Below are 15,547 nucleotides of genomic sequence, written 5' to 3'. Positions count from 1 at the left end.
AGCACTCAGCGGGAGGTCAGGCGTGCGTCCAGCGACCAGGTGCCTGCGCCGACGATGAGCAGGAAGACGAGCCCGAACAGCTGGCTGAGTTCGGCGCGGGCGTCGCTGGCGTACTGCCAGAACCCCTGGTGGAGCAGCACGGGCACCTTGGTGAAGACCTCGGCGCCGATCATGTTGACGATCATGGGCAGGGTCGCCAGCCTGGTCAGCAGGCCGATGATGATCAGGATTCCGCAGCCGATCTCGAAAGCGCCATCGAGGTAGGCCCACACCGCCGGGGCTGGAAGCGGGGTCTGGGCCGCGAAGCGCCCGGGGCCCAGCTTGGCCGGGAACAGGAACTTCTGGATGCCTTCGGACAGGAAGATCCCGCCCACCACGATCCGGATCAGCACCACCGCTGCCGGGGCGGTCGTGCCCATCACGCGCATTCGAATGCTCATGGTTCCTCACCCGTTTTCGGGCGTTCGGGCTGGTGGCGTGGACCGTTGCTGCCCCGGGAACCACCAGTTCGGCGGTGGTGGTCTCGTGTCCGGTTCCCAGCTGAGGTCGGCGCCCGTGGGCAGGGTGGCGGTGAGGCTGTGGTCGGCTAGCACGCGGGTGATGTCGGAGGGCGAGACGATGCCGCGGAGTTTGCCGTGCTCGCTGACGAGGATCCGGCCGCGGCCGACCTCGCTCACGCGAGACAGCACGAGAGCCAAGGGCTCTCCTGGCTCGGCCGTCGCGATCTCCGCCACGGGATGGGCCACCTGGCGCAGCGCGGTTCCGCTGCGGGCTTGCACCGGGACGGAACGGAGGTCGTGGAGCGTCACGAGCCCCCTCAGCTGACCGCGCTCGTCGAGCACCGGGAACGTGGAGTGCCGGTGCGTGACGGCGGAGTCGCGGAAGAACTGCTCCACCGACTGCCCGGCCGCCACGGTTTCGACCGGGGTGGACATCACGTTCCCGACGTTGATCCCGGCCAGCGCGAGACCGATGCGCGCCTGCCGTTCCTCGGCGGAGGCCATGTTGACCACGAACAGCCCTATCAGCACCCACCAGAGACCAGCGGTGCTGCGCGCCAGTACCTCGACGACACCGGCGGCGATCAGCAGGAACCCGAATCCGCGTCCAGCCCATGCCGACCACACCGCTGCCCGGAACCGGTCGCCGCGCCAGGCCCACAGCACCGCCCGCAGGATCCGGCCGCCGTCCAGCGGGGCCGCGGGGATCAGGTTGAACACCGCCAGCACGGCGTTGAGCACCGCCAGGTAGCCGAGCACGGCCGTGATCAGCTCATCGGCGTCGAACTCGACGGCCAGCCAACTGCCCGCGCCGAACACCAGCGCGAGCACCACGCTGGCGGCCGGGCCGACGGCCGCGATCCGGAAGTCGGCCCCGGCCGTGCGCGCCTCGCCCCGCAGCCGAGCCACCCCGCCCAGCAGCCACAAGGTGATGCCCTCCACTGCAACGCCGTTGCGCCGGGCGACGACTGAATGCGCGAGTTCGTGCACCAGAACCGAGCAGACCAGCAGCACCGCCGCGGCGATGCCGATGACCGCGTAGACGACCGGTGAGTGCCCGGGCAGGTCGGCCGGGAGCACATAACCGCCGAGGCTGATGGCCACCAGCGCGAGGATGCCGATGACGCTCCAGTGCAGTCCGATCCGCACCCCGGCGTAGCGCCCCACCGGAATCGTTTCCTTCATCTGAGCCACTTCCCACCCGCGGAGTGATGGCCGAGCCCGGACGGCCCGGCGAACCGGAACCCCGTCGACTTCCACTATCCGACCGGAGGACGCCGTCCACCAAGGCTGCTCATTGGCCGTGCTGGACGCCGGGTTCTGCGGCCACCTCGTGGTCGATCGGTGCGGAGGGGCGGGTTCTCGTGCCCAGCGGGAGGACGGGGCGGCCGAGGCTGCTCTGCAGCAGCAGTGCGGTGGCTGTGTAGTAGGCGCAGAGCGCGGAGACGGCCAGCAGGACCGCACCGATCAGCACCAGAGCGGGCAGCGAGGCGACGAAGCCGATCGCCAACAGCGTGGATCCGGCCGCGAGCGTGGTCAGGAAACCGGTCAGCGCTGCGTTGTGCGCGGTGGCGGCTGCCGCTCCGGCCCAGGTGATGGCGGCGAGGACGACGAACCAGTAGCCGAAGGCCACCTGGGCGACCGGTGAGGCAGCGGGCGCGGGCAGCCCTGCGAGGACCAGGGTCATGTAGATGCCGTAGCCGATCCAGAACGAGCCCCACACGCCGTGCATGGCGGTGGCCAACCCGTCGCGGGCGCGGAAGGACCACGTCGTGGCCAGGAACTGCGCGAATCCACCCACCGCCATCGCGAACGGGAAGAGCACCAGGGGGGAGCCGCTGTTGCCGAACCAGCCGGCGAGGTTGGCCGACACCATGAAGGCGGCCGCGGCGAAGCCGTACAGCCCGAGTATCGATGGTGGTGCCACGGGGGACAGCGAGATCTGGGTGTGTTCCTGCTGGCGAGCGCTCGTCTCCACGACGTCGTTCGGCTCGTCCGTTCGCGCCGTGTCCTGAGTGGATTTCTGCGACATCACGAGCCTCCAACCGGTCGAGCCCAGCGGACGAACACGCGCCGGGGAACGCTGCCCATGTCGAGTCGCGCAGCCTCGGGAGGACGCTGATGGACAGCATTGCTGCGCGCATCAAGCCAACCCAGGATCTCTCCGGGGTTCTCCGCGGGTCGAGGAGGCGAAAGTCCTCGAAACCGGTTCAGCGAACGACGGCGACGGGGCACGGTGCGTAGTGCACCGCGGTGTGGCTGACCGAGCCGAACAGCGTGGAGCGGATGGCGCCGCGTCCGCGCGTGCCAACGACGAGCAGGTCCGCGTCGACGGCGGCGGAGAGGAGCGCTTCAGCTGGACGTTCGGACGTCGTCACCTGCTCTTTCACGCGGACGTCCGGGTAGTGCTCGCGCCAGCCCGCCAGCGCTTCGGACAGCTCCCGGCGGCAGTCGTCGACAACTCCGGGCTCGAGCTCACGCCCCAGGTCGGGGGAGGTGCAGGCCAGGACCGCCGTCAGCTCGGCGCCGTGGCGGTCGGCGAAGTCGTAGGCGAATCCGGTTGCCCGCGAGCTGCACTCAGACCCGTCCACGCCGACGACGATCCGTTCGAACACCGGTGCTTCGGCTCGTTCACCATCGCGTTCGTCGCGCAGCACCATCACGGGTGCGGTAGCGGTGCGCACGACTTCGGCAGCGGTCGAACCGAGCAGCACGCGACGGGTGCGGCTCAACTCGGGCGAGCCGAGCACGATGACGCTGGCGTGGGCGGCGACATCCCGCAGCACGGTGGCCAGAACCCCTATGCGCACCACGGTCCGCACGCCCAGCTCGGGAAACCGACGCCGGCATTCGGCAGCCATGTCCTCCAACGCCTGCTCCGCGGCGTTGTGCTGGGGCCCGACGACTTCGCTGGGGAGACGGATCCGGGTGAACTGCTCCAGCGGAACGGCGATCGCGTGCACCAGCAGCAACTGCTGCTTCCTGGTGGCTGCTTCGAGCGCGGCCCACCTCGCTGCCCGCTGCGATCCAGCAGAACCGTCGAACCCAGCGACGACCTCGGCCGAGCGCGAACCACGCATATCCGCCACCCCCCGCGCCCCAGGATGTCGGCTCGACGCCGGGCTCGCAGGCCCAGCGTTGCCAGCCGATCCCCTCGGATATCGGCTGGCAACGGGGCGTCGGCTCAAGCGAAGGCCGCTAGCACCCCTGCGGCCAGGGCTGAGCGTTCGACCATGCCGCTGGCGGTGGCGTGTTCGTCGCGGGCGTGGGCTCCGGCGCCCACTGCTCCGAGGCCGTCCAGGACCGGGATCCCGGCGTCGAGGACGAGGTTTCCGTCGCTGGCGCCGCCGACTGCGGTTTCGCGCAGGTCGGTGCCCAACTGCCGGGCGCACGCAACCCGGCGGTCACTGCTCGGAGCACCGGCGCCTGAAGACCTTTCGCCGCGGCTTCGACGAAGAGATCGTCGTACTCGGCCGTGACCTCCGTTGGCCGTCGGCGCACGGCGATGTCCCGCCAGATCCCGCTGCGGTCCCTGGACTGAGCGCGCAGCCACGCGGTCAGGTCGTCGCAGGCGGCGTCGCTCGTGCTGGCGTCCGCATCCGGGCCGGATGCCTTGACGTCGAAGGCATCGAACGACTCGACCCGAATCCCGAGCACTTCGGCGACACCGCACACTTCCCGGCTCAGCGCCAACATCGCCGTCCGGTGCCGGTCGATCAGATCCGCCATCGCGTCGTCGGCGAGCGCGGTTGCGGTGAGCATCGGCGTGGGACCGCAGCAGTACACCAGCGCTCGAGGGCTGAGCTCGGCCGCCAGCGCGGCGAAGTCCGGCCTGCCGCGCTCCTCGGTGGCGTGGATGCGCACCCGCTCGCCGTGGGCAACGCGCAGTTCGTCGGCGAACGGCATGGTGGCCAGCGACCGGCCTGCGTAAACCAACGTCGCCGAGGCTCCCGCCTCGACCGCCGCCGTCAGCCTCGGCAGGATGGGCGTGATGCCGATCCCTCCGGGGAGGAAGAGGTAATCCGGCGCGGGGAGCAGCGGGAAGTTGTTGCGCGGCAACGACACTTCGACCGCGCGGCCCTTGCACAGGAACCCTGTCGCGCCACCGCGCAGCGCGGTGTGCACAGTCGTCGAGGTCGAACGTGGCCAGCATGATCACCCGAAGCGCGTTCGGGGAACGCCGCAGTTCCCGGAGCGCGGTCAGCCCGTCCACGCCCGGCATCCAGACGTCCATCAACACCACGCCCGGACGGTGCTTCGCGGCGGCGGTGATCGCCTCGCCTCCGTCGCCCGCCTCGCCGACCACCTCGATGTCCGCCGCCGGTTCCAGGATCATCCCGGACCAGCCAGCAGTCGCGTCGCACCCACCGGCCCACGCCTACGACTCGCCCCAGGCCATCCGTGCGGGTAACCGCTGGTACCAGGCGATGCGCCAGGACGTCGCGACCTAACCGCCGGTGACGACTCCGATCCTGACCCTGGCCGCGGAGGACACCTATGCGCTGCTGCGGGAGCAGATGGCAGACAAGGGCGCCGACGTGCGCGTCGTCGCAGTCCCCGGCAGCGGGCACTACATCCCCGAGGAGCAGCCGGAGTTCGTGGTCGACCAGCTGACGGCGTTCTTCGCCCAGGCCCGGGACACGGTGCGCTAGGCAACCCCGAACAACGTCGATCTGTCGGCATCACCGCCGACGGATCGACTCAGGCCGGACCGGCTGCCCAGGCGATGGCGGCGTCGAGGTCGTCGTAGCCGAAGCTGGTCACTTCCGCTTGCACGAAGTGGTTCACCAGGTGCGGGGCGAGCCCGGCGAGCTTGCTGTCGGCGACCAGCGCCACGCGCTTGACGCTGCGGTGGTGGTCGCGGACGAAGCGCATGTGCTGCAGCAAGCCCTTGATGTTCTCCCAGCCGGGGAATTCCCGAACGTGGATGACCAGGCCGGGCAGGTCGCGGTGCTGGTCGAGCCAGGCGTCGGCGGTGTGCGCCAGGGCCTCGAAGTCGGGTGCGCGGAGCGGTTCTTCGACGTCGACCACGAGCACTCCGGACTCGGGGATGATGCGGTGCGACACGCCTGGCCCCTCGGGGAGCGAGGTCAACCACTCGACGGCCGCGTCCCGGTCGTCGTTGCCGAAGATCCGCACCGGGCAGGGCAGCAGGAAGCTCGCCAGACGGGTCGATTCGGCGATCCACCGGATGTCGGTCACGACCGCGCAGCCTTCGAGCAGCCGGATGTATCCCCACCCGACCTTCGCGTCCTCCCACGCCGCGCCCGCGGTGATGCCCTGGAACTCCGGGCCGACCTGGTACAGCAGCCGCATGCGCCGGTTCTCCCGGCGCGCGGCGTCGAAGAGCGGTTCGAGGACCGTCTCGTAGTCCTCCTTCGACAGCTTGCCCACGGCCTTGACCGCATCGATCCCAGCAGGCACGTCAGCGATCTTCTCGAGCATCTCGACACCCCCTCGCCACCCGAGTATTCGCCACATCACCCCACCCAGCTAACGGCCCTCCGCCCTCCAGACTGATGTCGGGCGCAGGGGTTTTCGCGGTGGGGTGTGGGGTATCCGGCTTGGAAATGCTTCTTTACTGGGGGGGGACGTGATCGGGATGAGAAAGTGCGCTGTGGCTGCTGTTGGTGGTGCGGTCGCGATGACGGTGTTGGCCGCGCCCGGCGTTGCGGCGCAAGCGGTTCCGCTTCCGGCGGCGCAGATGCAGTCGTCGGGTGCGTTGTCCGAGCAGGACAGTTCGTTCATGGCGCAGGTCGCGCAGGTGAACCTGGCGGAGATCACGATCGGCGAGCTCGCGCTGAAGAAGGCCACCACACCGGAGGTGCGGTCGCTGGCGCAGGAGACGCTCGCTGATCATCAGCAGGCGAAGAGCAAGCTGGAGGAGTGGGCGAGTCGGAAGGGCGTGACGCTTCCGTCGTCGCCGAATGCGCAGCAGCAGAGCAAGGGGCACGAGTTGGAGGGCGCGGCGGGCGGCGCTTTCGACACCACCTACCTGCAGGCGCAGATCTCGGGGCACGAAGAGGCGGCTGCGCAGACGCGTTCCGAGATTGGCTCCGGTGGGGATGCGGACGTGCAGGCCTATGCGAAGGACTTCCTCCCGGTGGTCCTCAAACACCTGAACCACGCGCAGGAAGCGGCCAAGACCGTTGAAGCTCCGCCGAAGGGCGCGAACACGGGGACCGGTGGCCTGGCCGAACGAGTTCAGTCCAGCACCATCGGCTTGGGGCTGATGGCTGGTGGCTTGGCGATCGCCTTGGGCGCTGGTGTGGTGTTGCTGCGCCGGCGGTTCAGGTGAGTTCTTGGCGTCGTTGGACACCTGGAGTGCTGCTCGCGCTCGGACTCGTGACTGCGGCAGCAGGGCTGGGGTACTCGTTGTCCGGGCCCTCGCTGCCGCACTCAGGAACGGTGCCACCCGCGCATTCGCCATCCGATCCCGTTGAGACGCGGGAAGTGCTGGAGCCGGTACCGGAGGGCGAGGTGCCGCAGCGGATGCGGTTGCCGTCGGTGGGCGTCGACGCGCCGGTGCAGCCGGTGTTGTTGGGGCCGGACCAGCAGTTGAACGTGCCCGAGTCGCCAGCTGTCGTCGGCTGGTGGAGTGCTGGTGCTGCACCGGGATCCCGGGCCGGCACAGTGGTCTTGGCCGGGCACGTCGACACCCGCAGTGCCGGTCCGGGTGCGTTCTTCAAGGTGGCTGAACTCGAGCCGGGCGATGTCGTCGAGGTCATCTCCGCCAGTCGCACCACCCGGTACCGGATCGCGGCGCTGCGCAGCTACCCGAAGGACTTCTTGCCGCCGGACGTGTTCGAGCGCACCGGCCGTTCCCGCCTGGTCCTGATCACTTGCGGCGGGCGGTTCGACGACGGCATCCGGCAGTACGAGGACAACATCGTCGCGTACGCCGTCCCGGCGTAGCCACCTCGCTTCAACGGCGTTGTATCCGGACAGTCGCGAGGCGTGGGAACTCCCAGCCGGATTCCTGCGCGAACTGGTACCTCCGGCCGCGTCTCGGACCTGCACGCCCAGGCGTACCTCCAGCCCCCGACTCCACCGTGGTCGCCATCGCGGACCCGGAGGCGCACGTCGAGGTCGAATCCGGCCACGGTCGGGGCAAGGTCGTGCTCTCGATCAACTAGGTGGGAAGCCCGGCCGGTGAATTCAGTTGTCCCGGCTGGGTTTTCCGCATCGCTACGGCGGCGAAGGATGGAGAACGCTGGAGAGCGCCCCCGCAGTCGGCTGATCGGTACGCCACGCCCACTACCGGCCGAATCATTCCGGCAGAATCGGAGGTTTGTGCTGCGATGACCGAAGGTGCGCGGGTGTGACTTAGTCGTCACTCGTACGTGCCGGGTTCGGCTCAGTTGGAGCTTGCTCTTCGCGTGGTACGCAGCGTGCCATGTCCAAGGAGACCGACCGTGGAACGCTTAAGCTGACAGCTGCCCAGGCGGGCGTGTGGTTCGCTCAGGAATTCGATCCGACCAACCCCCTTTACCGCGCCGCGGAAGCGGTGGAGATCGACGGTCCGCTGGACGTTGAGCTGCTCGAGGTCGCGTTGCGCCAGGCCGTCAGCGAGACCGATGCACTGCGAGCCCGGTTCGACGGTGACGGGCGCGGCCGGATGTGGCAGACGATCGAACCGATGCTGGACTGGTCGCTGCCGCAAGTGGATCTGCGCGGCGCCGCCGATCCGGAGGCGGCCGCCGAGGAGTGGATGCGAGCCGAGCTCGGCACACCGGTGGAGCTGCGCAGATCACCGCTGTTCTCGTTCGCAGTGCTGCGGACCAGGCAGGAGCGGTTCACCGTCTACTTGGCGATGCACCACATCATCTTGGACGGGTTCGGCTTCGCGCTGTTCATCCAGCGCGTCGCCGAGCTCTACACGGCGGCCGAGGAAGGGCAGCCGTTCCCGCCGTGCCAGTTCGGTTCGCTGGCGCAGATCCTGTCCGATGAGGCGGAGTACGAGGAATCGGAGCGGTACGCCTGCGATCGGCGGTACTGGGCGGAACACCTGGCTGACTGGCCCAAGGCGGACCGTTCGCGCCGACTGGCGTCCATCGTGCCGCACACCTTCCTCCGCGAGACCGGTTACGTCACCCCGGAGGACACCGAGGGTCTGCGGGCGCTGGCCCGGAAGGCACGCACCAGCCTGCCGTCGGTCGCGATGTCCGCGCTGGCGCTGTACGTGCACCGGCTGGCCGGAAATGACGAGGTCATGCTGGACCTGACGGTGAACGGCCGGTCGGGCGGCCTCGCCCGCAGCGTGCCGTCGATGGTGGCCAACGTGCTGCCGCTGCGCACCTGGATGACGCCGTCGACGACGGTGGCCGAACTGATCCGCACCACCGCGAACAGCGCGAAGGGCTTGCTGCGCCACCAGCGCTACTCCTCGGCGCACCTGGTGCGTGACCTGGGGATCGCGCACCACCGCGGCGGATACCTCGAGGACTGGGGCATGAACATCATGACCCACGACGCGCAGCTCCAGTTCGGACGCCATCCGGCCGTGCTGCGCAACCTCTCGAACGGTCCGGTCACCGGCCTCGGCGTCAACGTCTACGACCGGCCTGCCGACGGGTCGTTGCGGATCGACTTCAACGCGGACCCGAGCAAGTACGACGGCGCGACCACGGCGGCGCACCTCCGCCGCTTCCTCGAGCTGCTGCATGTTTTGGCGAACACCGATCCCGAGCAGCAGGTGGGTGCGATCGGCCTGCTGTCCGAGGACGAGCGGGAACTGGTCCTCAACACTTGGAACGACACCGAGCACGACACTCCGGACGCGACGTTGCCGGAACTGTTCGAAGCCCAGGTCCGCGCGGATCCCGATGCCACTGCGCTGGTCTGCGGTGAGACGAGGCTGTCTGCTGCCGAGCTCAACATTCGCGCCAACCAGTTGGCGCACCTGCTGATCGAACGCGGCGCCGGTCTGGAAACGCGTATCGCGCTGGCCCTGCCGCGCACCGCTGACTACCTGATCGCGGTGATGGCGGTGCTCAAGGCAGGTGCGACCTGCGTGCCGCTCGACCCGAGCCATCCGCCTGCCCGAATCCAGGCGCTGCTCGAGGAAACTCAGCCGAGCCACTTGCTCACCACCGCGGCGATCGGTGCGACGTTGCCGTCCGAGCATCCGCTCCTGGTGCTCGACGAGGTCGGAGCCGGGCAGCCCGACACCGATCCGATCGGCACCCACCGGCCGGAGCACGCGGCCTACATCAGCTTCACCTCGGGTTCGACCGGCGGGCCGAAGGGCGTGGTCGTCGAACACCGCCAGCTCGCCAACCTCTTCCACGACCACCGGCGCGAGCTGATCGAACCGGCAGGACGGCGGCTGCGCGCGGCGGTGACCGCGTCGTTCTCCTTCGACACCGCTTGGGAGAGCGTGCTTTTCCTCGCTGCGGGCCAGGAAGTCCACTTCATCGACGACGAGGTGCGCCTCGACCCGGCCGCGCTCGTGCGCTACTTCGCCCAGCACCGCATCGACTTCGTCGATCTGACCCCGTCCTTCCTTCGTCGGCTGCTGCCCGAAGGATTGTTGTCGGGGCCGGAGAAGTTCCCGTGGCTGCTCATGGTCGGTGGCGAAGCGATCGACCCGGCGCTGTGGTCGACGCTGCGCGATTGTCCCGGCATCACGGCCTGGAACTACTACGGCCCAACGGAATCCACAGTGGACTCGGTGTACTGCCGCATCGACGGCGATCGGCCACTCATCGGCCGTCCGGGCCACAACGTCCGCGCCTACGTGCTCGACAAGGCGATGCAGCCCCAGCCGCCAGGGGTGCCCGGTGAGCTGTACCTGGGCGGTGCGCAGGTCGCCCGCGAGTACCTGAACCGGGAAGACCTGACCGCGCAGCACTTCCTGCCCGACCCGTTCGGCCAGCCGGGCGCGCGCATGTACCGCACCGGCGACCTGGCCCGGTGGACCGAGGACGGCATGCTCGAGTATCTCGGCCGCACCGACGACCAGCTCAAGATCCGAGGCGTCCGCATCGAGCCCGGCGAGATCGAGGCGGTGCTCACCGCGCATCCCCAGGTCGCCGAGGCAGTGGTGGCGGCGACGACCTCCGCCGAGCCCGAGCTGGTCGCTTACGTGGTGTCGCATCCAGCACCGGTTGATGCGGTGGAACTCCGTTCCTGGACGGCGAAACGCCTGCCCACCTCGATGGTTCCGTCGTCGTTCGTCCTGCTCCCCGAGCTCCCGCTGACGGTCCACGGCAAGCTCGACCACTCCGCCCTTCCCGCGCTCGAAGCTCGCGCCGGTCGTGCCGCTCGTACTCAGCGCGAGGAACAGCTGTGCGCGCTGTTCGCCGAAGTGCTCGGCGTCGAGGAAGTCACCATCGACGACGACTTCTTCGAACTGGGCGGCCAATCGCTGCGAGTCGCTGAACTCGTCACGCGGCTCCGCGCTGACCTGAACACCGAGGTTCCCCTCGGCGCGGTGTACGAGGCTCCGACGGTGGTCGAACTGGTCGATCTGCTGGAGCAGGAGACGTCGTCGAACGCCTTCGAGACGATTCTCCCGCTGCGCGCCAACGGCACCCGACCGCCGCTGTTCTGCGTGCACCCGGTGGGCGGTCTGAGCTGGTGCTACGCCGGCCTGCCGCGCCACCTGCCCGAGGACGTGCCGGTCTACGGCCTGCAGTCGATCGGGCTGACCCGGACCGAGGAGCTGCCGTCGACGTTCCGCGAAATGGTCGACGGCTACGTGGGCCAGGTCCGCTCGGTGCAGCCGGCCGGGCCGTACCACCTGCTGGGCTGGTCGCTCGGAGGCGCACTGGCGCACGCCATCGCCGCTCGCTTGCAGGCCGACGGCCAGCGCGTGGCCTTGCTCGCCCTGCTCGATGCACGGCCGGTCGACCCGCAGGTGCAGCGAGTCGAATTCGGACGCGAGGACGTCCGATCGCTGCTGCTCGAGGCGGCGGGCCTGCCGCCGGACGCCCAGGACCACCCGGCGCTGGGGGAGGAGCAGATCACGGCGCTGACCACCGTCCTGCTCAACTCCGCCGCGCTGCTGCCGACCTACACCGAGTCCGTCTTCGACGGGGACCTGCTGTACTTCCGGGCGACGCGGGCCGACCAGCTGGCTCACGGCGAGGCGTGGAGCCCGCAGATCACGGGTGGGGTGATCTCCCACGACGTCGAGTGCACCCACAACGCGATCCTCCAGGCCGAACCGATGGCGGTCATCGGCGGACTGATCGCCGAGCACCTGCAACGGGAACCCGCGGTCGCGCCGTAACACCCGTGACGCACAGCTGCGGCGCTCGGCCAACGGGAACGTCGGTCAAGCGCCGCAGCTCGGTCGCGAACGTCACTCGCGCGCCTTCACGGTAAGCACGTTGATGGCATATTCCAACCAACTCCGCCGCGGTCCACCCCTTCGAGTTAGCTGAATACCTACGATCGACCGGACCTGAGCGGGGTTAGTGGCAGGACTCGTCGAACGGCCGACCGTTGGTCCAGGTCAGACTCTTCTGCTCGATGCTGCCATCGGGTTTGAGCTGCATGATCGGCAGCGCCTTGTCGATCGGGTTGCCGTGGCTGTCCGGGCTGAACGCGATCTTGCCGGTCGCGCCGGGCAGCGGGTGGCCGCACGCGTAGGCGTTGTTGATCAGATCGGCCACCAACATGTTGTTCTCCTGCACCCTGTTGACCAGCCGCGCGGCACCCACGGCGAGCAGCAGCGCGTCGTGGTGCGCCATCGCGTAGCCGTCCCGCAGATCGTCGTCGAGGTCCTGGGATGCGAAGGCGTTCGCGAAGGCCTGGTAGTTCGTCTGGTTGTCGGTCTGGTCGGTGTTCTTCCACATGTCGGCGGTCGCCACGCTCGTGTAGAAGACGTTCACCTTGGTGCCCGGCATGTCCGGCAACTGCCTGCCCAGCAAGCTGGACGCGTCGTCGCTGGTCAGCAGGTCGACCTCGGGCAGGCTGCAGGACCCGCCCTCGCCCACAGCACGGAGGAAGGCCTTGAGGTCGGCGCCGCGGCCAGCGAAGTAGATCAGGTCCGGCTTCTCCAGGCACATCCGCCCGTAGACGTTGGCGAACTGCGGTTGCAGGAGGGTGTCGCGGGTGACGTCCACCGGCGCTTCGGACGGCGAGGTGAAGGTCGCCTCGCTGGGCATGTCATGCCCGTACCTCGCTTGGTAGGCCTGCTTGAACGAGTCGCCGAGGGTGCGCGAGTAGATGTCGCTGCTGTTGTTGTCGCGGACCAGCATCACCTTCTGGGCGTTGATGTCGCGCAGGTACAACACGGCCGCGTTCGCGGCGTCGACGTTGGTCGGCGTGATCCGGTAGAAGCGCTCGATGAAGTCGTTGGTGATCGGGTCCCGGTTCATGTTGTCCGCGCTGGCGAGCGCGCTGATCACGGCGACCTTGTTCGCCGACAGCGTGCTGGCGGCCGCGCGCGTGCCCTCCAGGCTCTGCCCGAGGCCGATGACCGCAACGATGTGCTGCTCGTTGCGGTGGTCGAGGATCGCTTGCACGGCTTCGGACTGCCAACGCGCGTCCGTTCCGTAGTTGGCCAGCAGCAGTTTCACCAGCGGCCGCTGCGAGCCCACGACCGACGTGGTGTTCACCCGGTCCTGCGCGGCGATCGCGCCCATGACGCCGTGCCGCACGTTCAGCAACGCAGCGCTGTCCGAGTCGGGGTCGGGCGTCATGTTGTTGAGCACCACGACGGTGATGTAGTCATCGCCCGCGATCTCGGCATTGCGCTGGGCGATCCGCTGCTGCAGGGCGTTCATCGTCGGGTCGGAGGTGAACGGGTTCATGTCCAGGTTCAGCCCGACGCACTGGTCTTCCGCGCTCGACATGCCCGCGCCGCAGCGCTCCCACGGACGCCACCACGCCAAACCTCCGGCCACCAGCACGACCACCAGCAGCGCCGAGATGATCTTGTGGCGGCGCCACCACGGCCAAGGGCGCACTGGAGCGGGTGTCGACTGGGGTGATGAGGGCATCGCCAGTTCCAATCGGTCGGTGTGCTCAGAACAGCCGCTCGGTTTGGCGGGCGGCTTCGTAGAGGGCGGCGACGTCGGAACGCCGGGACAGCGGTGCGAGCTCGCGGAAGCACTGCGCCACCAGCTTCTTGCGCTCGTCGTCCGGACCGGCCAGCGGATTGGCCAGCAGCCAGGCCGCAGCGACCAGACGGGCCAGCACGTTGCGTACCGTCGACCGGTCATCGGGTTTGCCGCGCTGGTCTTCGCGGACCAGGGCTTGGTAGAGCGCGTCGTGGTCGTGCTGCAGCGGCTTGTTGTCCGGCGCGCCGCAGACCAGCGTGAGCAGGTCGACCCAGTCCTGGTGCGGAATCCGGTCGAACCGCTCCTCCAGCATGGTCACGACTTCGGCTAACTCGCCCAGCGCCAGCAGGCAGTAGGCCTTCCGCTCCGGATCGCGTTGCACGGTGGTGTCCTCGAGCATCGCCCGGAACTGCGTCTCGTACGACGGCTCGCCCTCGCGCGCGGCCAGCGCGGACAGCAGGGTTCGTGCGATCCACGGGTGCAGCACGGTGTGGTCCTCGGTGCCGCCGCGGCGTTCCGGCGCGATCACCCACAACGCGGTTCGCAGTTCGGTGAGGATGCGCCCGATCTTCGGCTGCGACACCAGGCTGGTCGACTCTGCGGGTACCAGCCACGGCGCGGTCGCCCACGCCGCGGCGGTGACGAACTCCTCGATGTCGACGTCCAGCAGGTGGTGCGAGAGCCGCAGGTCTTCGAGGCGCTCCCGGAACGAGTCCGCCTCGGCGGGATCGTCGGGCCACAGCGTGTCCCGCCGAGTTTGGTCCAGCGGGCGACCATCGAGCAGCTCCTCGATGGTGTGCACGGCCCGCGGCAACCCACCGCTGGCGCGCTGAGCGAGCCTGGCCGCGGGGGAGCGGACGCTGGTGTCGAGGATCCGGGCGGTCTCCTCGATCTTCAGCGGCTCCAGAAGCACCGGCAGGTAGGCCGCGGTCGGTCGGATCTCGGCCGGATTGGTGCGCCAGTGCCCGACGTTCGTGCAGCGCGACACCACCGACACGTCATCGGGCTTGTTCTCCAACGACTTCCACGGCGGGTGCCAGTCGGACTCCCACTCCGGGTGCCAACGGCCGCTGGTGGCGACGATCAGCAGCGGATCGTGCTCCTCGCGCTGCCCCAGATGCCGCTCGCGGGCAGCGGTGATGTCCTCCAGGAACTGGAATCCGTCCCCGTGATCGACGTTGTCCAGCAGGACGATCCAGTTGTGGTAGTGGTCCTGACCGGCCGGGTTCACGCACTCGCACGGGCTCTTGGGCTCGGGCTTGGCCATCACCTCGTGGCTCGCCCGCACGTCCGCCAGGAACGCGGCGGTGAGCCAACTGGTCATCTCCGCCGAATCGGCTCGGCCCCGGATGCTGAGCTGGATCAGGGCGTCCAGCGGGTCGGCGCCCTCGGCTTCGGGGAATCCGGCGTGCCAGCGCTTGGCGTTGGCCAGCGGTCGGCGCCCCGCGTAGCGGATCAGCGTGGGCAGGAGGTTGGCGGTCGCCGCCAGCAGCGGATCGAGCAGCGGTTCGGCGGCGTCGGACAGCGCCTGAATGATCTCCGCGGTCCGTTCCGCGGTGGGGCTCTTGGCGAACTCCTTGATGGCCCGGTTGAGCTTGTCCCTGGCCTGCTCGCGGTCGTTCGGCAACGTTGCCTGCACGGCGATCAGGCCCAACGCGAAACGGGTGAACCGCGGCGGCTTGCGGGAGGGCCAGCGGCGGGACAGGCCGAAGGCGATCTGGGCCAGCGCCTCGACCGTCTTCGGCTCGTCCTGGGCGAAGTCCAGCGGCTGGTTGTGCACGACACCGCTGCCGCAATCCCGCGAAATCGAGTTCAGGGCTTCGGTCTTGCCGGATCCGGTGGGGCCGAGCAGCACGACGACCGGCTGCGAGCCTGCGGTTTCCCCGACTCGGCGGTTCCACAACAACCGCCGGGCCAACGAGGCGCTGTCGGTCAACCTCCCCGGACCTGCCATCCCCCGCACCTCCGCGATCGAAACCCCTACGTGAGGAGACGTTCACATTACGTGAAAAGATCCACTCGGCGGACGGAATC

At 68.9% G+C, this 15,547-nt stretch carries 12 protein-coding genes and 1 pseudogene; 4 read left to right on the top strand and 9 right to left on the bottom strand.

Going from position 1 to position 15,547, the window contains the following annotated elements; genetic code table 11:
* Positions 1–5: 5 nt before the first annotated feature.
* The 6 genes and pseudogenes from ACWCO2_RS12265 to ACWCO2_RS12240 form a co-directional block, all read right to left on the bottom strand.
* Positions 6–440 (bottom strand): DoxX family protein, encoded by a 435-nt coding sequence (locus tag ACWCO2_RS12265; protein WP_450127794.1) that lies wholly within the window; start codon positions 438–440, stop codon positions 6–8.
* A 6-nt stretch (positions 441–446) separates the two neighbouring features.
* Positions 447–1,685 (bottom strand): site-2 protease family protein, encoded by a 1,239-nt coding sequence (locus ACWCO2_RS12260; protein WP_450127793.1) that lies wholly within the window; start codon positions 1,683–1,685, stop codon positions 447–449.
* 109 nt (positions 1,686–1,794) lie between these two features.
* Complete coding sequence (locus tag ACWCO2_RS12255) at positions 1,795–2,532, bottom strand: acetate uptake transporter family protein (RefSeq protein WP_450127792.1); 738 nt, start codon at positions 2,530–2,532, stop codon at positions 1,795–1,797.
* 178 nt (positions 2,533–2,710) lie between these two features.
* Complete coding sequence (locus tag ACWCO2_RS12250) at positions 2,711–3,580, bottom strand: universal stress protein (protein ID WP_450127791.1); 870 nt, start codon at positions 3,578–3,580, stop codon at positions 2,711–2,713.
* A gap of 118 nt (positions 3,581–3,698) precedes the next feature.
* Positions 3,699–4,625 (bottom strand): ketopantoate reductase C-terminal domain-containing protein, encoded by a 927-nt coding sequence (locus ACWCO2_RS12245; RefSeq protein WP_450127790.1) that lies wholly within the window; start codon positions 4,623–4,625, stop codon positions 3,699–3,701.
* 46 nt (positions 4,626–4,671) lie between these two features.
* Positions 4,672–4,836: pseudogene (locus ACWCO2_RS12240) on the bottom strand (response regulator); the annotation flags it as partial.
* A 121-nt stretch (positions 4,837–4,957) separates the two neighbouring features.
* Between ACWCO2_RS12240 and ACWCO2_RS12235 the strand changes: the two are divergent.
* The gene (locus ACWCO2_RS12235; protein WP_450127789.1) at positions 4,958–5,152 is read left to right on the top strand and encodes an alpha/beta fold hydrolase; all 195 of its coding nucleotides are present in this window, start codon (positions 4,958–4,960) and stop codon (positions 5,150–5,152) included.
* Between the two features lie 49 nt (positions 5,153–5,201).
* Here ACWCO2_RS12235 and ACWCO2_RS12230 read toward each other — a convergent pair whose 3' ends face one another.
* On the bottom strand, positions 5,202–5,945 hold the full coding sequence (locus ACWCO2_RS12230; RefSeq protein ID WP_450127788.1) for an STAS/SEC14 domain-containing protein: 744 nt from the start codon (positions 5,943–5,945) through the stop codon (positions 5,202–5,204).
* Between the two features lie 199 nt (positions 5,946–6,144).
* Between ACWCO2_RS12230 and ACWCO2_RS12225 the strand changes: the two genes are divergently transcribed.
* From ACWCO2_RS12225 to ACWCO2_RS12215, 3 genes are all read left to right on the top strand, one after another.
* Complete coding sequence (locus ACWCO2_RS12225) at positions 6,145–6,798, top strand: DUF4142 domain-containing protein (RefSeq protein WP_450127787.1); 654 nt, start codon at positions 6,145–6,147, stop codon at positions 6,796–6,798.
* A 47-nt stretch (positions 6,799–6,845) separates the two neighbouring features.
* Positions 6,846–7,415, top strand: a complete 570-nt coding sequence (locus tag ACWCO2_RS12220) for a class F sortase (protein WP_450127786.1) — start codon at positions 6,846–6,848, stop codon at positions 7,413–7,415.
* Between the two features lie 481 nt (positions 7,416–7,896).
* Positions 7,897–11,736, top strand: a complete 3,840-nt coding sequence (locus ACWCO2_RS12215) for an amino acid adenylation domain-containing protein (protein ID WP_450127785.1) — start codon at positions 7,897–7,899, stop codon at positions 11,734–11,736.
* A gap of 184 nt (positions 11,737–11,920) precedes the next feature.
* On the opposite strand, the gene ACWCO2_RS12210 is transcribed toward ACWCO2_RS12215, so the two are convergent.
* A complete protein-coding gene (locus ACWCO2_RS12210; protein ID WP_450127784.1) occupies positions 11,921–13,420 on the bottom strand; it encodes an ABC transporter substrate-binding protein in 1,500 nt (499 codons plus the stop codon).
* A gap of 58 nt (positions 13,421–13,478) precedes the next feature.
* Entirely contained in the window at positions 13,479–15,467 is a 1,989-nt protein-coding gene (locus ACWCO2_RS12205; protein ID WP_450127783.1) for a hypothetical protein, read from the bottom strand.
* Between the last annotated feature and the right edge of the window lie 80 nt (positions 15,468–15,547).

It is taken from the genome of Saccharopolyspora sp. NPDC002376, from assembly GCF_053593195.1.
The sequence above is the reverse complement of the archived record's forward strand: the minus strand, read 5'-3'. Positions and strand labels throughout refer to the sequence as shown.

What these genes read in the sequence shown, in the direction of transcription:
- ACWCO2_RS12225 (WP_450127787.1), top strand. Translation starts at nt 6,145, where the DNA reads ATGACGGTGTTGGCCGCGCCCGGCGTTGCGGCGCAAGCGGTTCCGCTT.
- ACWCO2_RS12205 (WP_450127783.1), bottom strand. Translation starts at nt 15,467, where the DNA reads ATGGCAGGTCCGGGGAGGTTGACCGACAGCGCCTCGTTGGCCCGGCGG.
- ACWCO2_RS12250 (WP_450127791.1), bottom strand. Translation starts at nt 3,580, where the DNA reads ATGCGTGGTTCGCGCTCGGCCGAGGTCGTCGCTGGGTTCGACGGTTCT.
- ACWCO2_RS12255 (WP_450127792.1), bottom strand. Translation starts at nt 2,532, where the DNA reads ATGTCGCAGAAATCCACTCAGGACACGGCGCGAACGGACGAGCCGAAC.
- ACWCO2_RS12260 (WP_450127793.1), bottom strand. Translation starts at nt 1,685, where the DNA reads ATGAAGGAAACGATTCCGGTGGGGCGCTACGCCGGGGTGCGGATCGGA.
- ACWCO2_RS12265 (WP_450127794.1), bottom strand. Translation starts at nt 440, where the DNA reads ATGAGCATTCGAATGCGCGTGATGGGCACGACCGCCCCGGCAGCGGTG.
- ACWCO2_RS12215 (WP_450127785.1), top strand. Translation starts at nt 7,897, where the DNA reads ATGTCCAAGGAGACCGACCGTGGAACGCTTAAGCTGACAGCTGCCCAG.
- ACWCO2_RS12230 (WP_450127788.1), bottom strand. Translation starts at nt 5,945, where the DNA reads ATGCTCGAGAAGATCGCTGACGTGCCTGCTGGGATCGATGCGGTCAAG.